4 protein-coding genes are annotated in these 3,853 nt (G+C 39.6%); all 4 read left to right on the top strand.

Annotated features, from left to right (window positions below):
- A partial coding sequence (locus tag AC220I_RS19555) for a GNAT family N-acetyltransferase (protein WP_486725546.1) occupies positions 1-745 on the top strand: 745 nt, incomplete at its 5' end.
- Positions 746-890: 145 nt separating this feature from the next.
- Positions 891-2,306, top strand: a complete 1,416-nt coding sequence (locus tag AC220I_RS19550) for a glycoside hydrolase family 1 protein (RefSeq protein ID WP_486725545.1) — start codon at positions 891-893, stop codon at positions 2,304-2,306.
- A gap of 8 nt (positions 2,307-2,314) precedes the next feature.
- Positions 2,315-3,211 (top strand): ROK family protein, encoded by an 897-nt coding sequence (locus tag AC220I_RS19545; RefSeq protein ID WP_486725544.1) that lies wholly within the window; start codon positions 2,315-2,317, stop codon positions 3,209-3,211.
- 132 nt (positions 3,212-3,343) lie between these two features.
- On the top strand, positions 3,344-3,853 hold a 510-nt coding region (locus AC220I_RS19540), incomplete at its 3' end, for a LacI family DNA-binding transcriptional regulator (protein WP_486725543.1).

The following is a 3,853-nucleotide window of genomic DNA, read 5'->3' as shown; positions in this document are numbered from 1 at the left end:
TGAAGGTATAGCAATTGACGATACTGTCGATGAAGCATTCATCATGGCGCTATACACAGAAGCCTCAAAAGTCTGGCTTTTAAATGGCTTATTTAAACACTATGCCATCCTGCCTTGTGATGATCCACGTTATATAAGTGCTTTTCAAAGATTGAGTTTTGCATACGAACAGGTTCATGGCATATTAAACCTTCAAGACTATAGACCTTTTGAGAACATTTTAGACCTCAAAATTAGAAATGCCACAAGCGAAGATGCAGCTCTACTTGAAAAAATGGCTGATATCATCTTTTCCTATCAAAATCAGTCACCGGTTTATGCAGTTGCTCTACCTGAAGTCGTTGCTGATATTAGGAAAGGCTATAAAGACCTTGTAAATGATGAAGAAGCAGAAATTTATATCGCTGAACAAGAGGGGGTAGCAAAGGCATTTCAGATATTTTTCCCATGTGATGTAGACCTCATGATTCCCGACAAGTCAATGGAGCTCAGTATAGCAGGTACATGGTCAAATGAAATGGGTAACGGCATCGGTAAGTCTATCATGAACGATTCTGTAAGACATTATATGGCACAAGGTTATGAGCATTTTATTGCGGATTGGCGGATTACAAATATCGCTTCCTCTACATTTTGGGAGAAATGTGGTTTCAAACCAGTCGCTCATCGTATGTATCGTCAAATAGATCAGAGAATTAGCTGGGCAAACTTTGAAAACCCAGTCATTAGAACGAGTGAATACTAATATACATGGATAAAGGAGAAGGACAAATCGACTTCTCCTTTAAACATATTTCACAAAAAAATTTGTAGAGACGTCCAATATCTTTTTTACAATTGATTATCTTATAATGTTACCAGACGCAAAAACTGAATAAAGGAGGTTCGTCATGACATTTAAAAAAGACTTTTTATGGGGTTCAGCATCTGCAGCTTACCAGATAGAAGGTGCTTATAATACTGGTGGTAAGGGTGCATCTATTTGGGATGTATGGGCTCATATACCTGGAAAAACATTTGAAGGCACCAATGGTGATATTGCATGTGACCATTATCATAGATTTGCTGAAGATGTCGCTTTGATGAAGGAAATGGGACTTAAAGTATACCGATTTTCAATTTCATGGCCTAGAATCATACCAGAGGGACGTGGCTCAATAAACGTTGAAGGCCTTAAGTTTTATAACGACTTGATCGATTTACTGGTTGAAAATGAAATTGTACCAATGGTGACGCTATATCATTGGGACTTGCCTCAAGCTTTGCAAGATCAATATATGGGCTGGGAATCAAAGCAGATCGTCAGTGATTTTGTTGAATATGCAAAAGTTTGTTTTGAGCATTTTGCAGATCGTGTAAAATACTGGATTGTTATGAATGAGCCAAATATATTTACATCTCTGGGCTATATGCTTAAAGCTCATCCACCTGGAGTACGAGACGAAGCCTTATTCCTTAAAACTTTCCATCATACGGTATTGGCACATGCTGAAACCGTAATCGCATATAAAGAGGCTGGCTATGATGGCATGATCGGTTCGAGTATCGCCTATACACCAACATACCCAGCATCAAATCGTCCTGAAGACCACAAAGCAAAAGAAATGTTTGATGTAACTGGTCCTTTATGGTATTTAGACAGCTATAACAAAGGTCATTATCCAACTTTAGGGGTATCTTATTATTCAAAAGCGGGTCTTATGCCTGAAATTACTGATTTAGATTTAAACCTTATGACAAAAGCGGCTAAACTAATTGATTTTATTGGCATCAACTACTATCAAACAGCCACGATAGCCCATAATCCGGAAGATGGGGTAGGCTACAGTGGCATGAATACCTCAGGAAAAAAGGGCACTCAATCTGAGAATGGTGTACCGGGTTTATACAAGCAAGTCTTTAATCCAAATCTCGAGTATACAGACTGGGATTGGGCGATTGATCCTGATGGCCTTAGATATGGCCTAGAGATTTTGAACGACCGCTACGGTCTTCCTATACTCATTAGCGAAAACGGTTTAGGTGCTTATGATGTCGTTTCCGAAAATGGCGAAATTAACGACGATTACAGAATTGATTTTTTACGAAAGCATATTATAGCATGTGATGAAGCCATCAACAAGGGTGTAGACCTGTTAGCATACTGTACTTGGTCCTTCACAGATTTATTAAGCTGGTTAAACGGTTATAAAAAGAGATATGGCTTTGTACACATAGATTTTGAAACAGGATCGCTAAAGAGAACCACAAAAAAATCCTTCGATTGGTACAAAAGGGTGATTGCTACCAACGGCGAAGAACTGTAGGGGGAACCATGAAATATATTGCTATTGATATTGGCGGGTCGGCCATTAAGGCTGCAATAGTAGATTCTGAGGGGAAAATACACGAAAAGACCAGCCACAAAACACCAATTACTTCTTTTGACGATTTTATGGCCATACTCTATAAAATTGTGGACTGGGCTCAGACTTTGGCTCCTATTTCTGGCATTGCACTAAGTCAGCCATGTGTTACAAATCCGGTAACAAGTGAAGCCCTCAGTGAAGGGGCCCTGATTTATATTAAAAACACAAATCCCGCGAAAATGCTTGGCGAAAAATACAAGTTGCCATATGCTGCTGAAAACGATGGTAATTGTGCGGCATTTGCAGAACTATGGGTGGGTGCTGCTAAGGAATATCGCAATCTGGCAGTTGTTGTCTGTGGTTCTGGTATTGGCGGTGCAGTTGTCATCGATAGAAAGGTAATCAGCGGACACGGGCATATCGCAGGAGAAGTCGGCATGTTCGTCACTGGCTTTGAAGCGGATGGATCTCCGATCATCTGGAGCGCCAACGGGGCAACACTGTCCTTGATAAAGGCTTATGCTAAGCTCAAGAATATTGACCACACTACAATCAACGGTAAAATGGTCTTTGAATATGCTGATCAAGGCGACGAAATCGCTAAAAAATGCATCGACGACTTCTACACAGTCTTCTCATATGGCGTGCATAATATCCAGCATGTCTTTGCACCTGAAATTACTTTAATCGGTGGCGCGATCAGCGAAAGACCAGATTTTATAAAGCAACTTGAAAACAAGCTAGACAAGTTATACACCAAGGTGCCCTTACTTTTAACTCGACCAAAGGTCGCAACTTGTATGTGTGGAAATGATGCAAACTTGATAGGTGCCGTGGCACATCTTTTAAAATTAAATCAGTGATATTTTTTTGACGTTAAATAATTGACGTTGCCTATCTTCAGATGTTATGATTAATTTACGAAACGGTTTTCGTTAATTAAATTTAAGGACTCAATCTTAAATTTTATTTTCATAGAGAGAAGGTATATTCTGATGGTAACAATATACGATATAGCAAAGGCTTGCGGTTGCTCAAGTGCAACTGTATCAAAGGCATTAAACAATTATCCTGATGTCAGTGCAAAAACCAAAGAGCGCATCTTAAAAAAGGCTAAAGAACTCGGCTTTGTTCCCAATCTACAGGCGCGTGCGCTTAGTACAAACAAAACTTGGAACATTGGCGTACTTTTTGAAGATAAGAGCCATAGTGGTCTGACGCATTACTTCTTCTCACAAGTTTTGCAAGGGGTTAAGGAGCAAGCAGAAGAAAAGGGTTATGACATTACCTTTATTTCCAAGAACCTTGGTGGTGATAAAATGTCATACCTTGAGCACTGTAATCGTAGAAAAATAGACGGTATAGTCATTGCCTGTATCGATTTTGACGATCCCCAGGTCATCGAACTCATGAACAGCAAGGTTCCAGTTGTTGCGATTGACTATATTTCAAGTAATATCAATTCCATAGTTTCCGATAACGTCAGAGGCCTACAAGAATTAACC

The sequence above is a fragment of the Fusibacter sp. genome, assembly GCF_057447755.1.
This window is presented reverse-complemented; position numbering and strand designations above follow the sequence as displayed.

Excerpts from the sequence above, each read along its gene's own strand:
- AC220I_RS19545 (WP_486725544.1), top strand. The coding sequence starts at position 2,315 with ATGAAATATATTGCTATTGATATTGGCGGGTCGGCCATTAAGGCTGCA.
- AC220I_RS19550 (WP_486725545.1), top strand. The coding sequence starts at position 891 with ATGACATTTAAAAAAGACTTTTTATGGGGTTCAGCATCTGCAGCTTAC.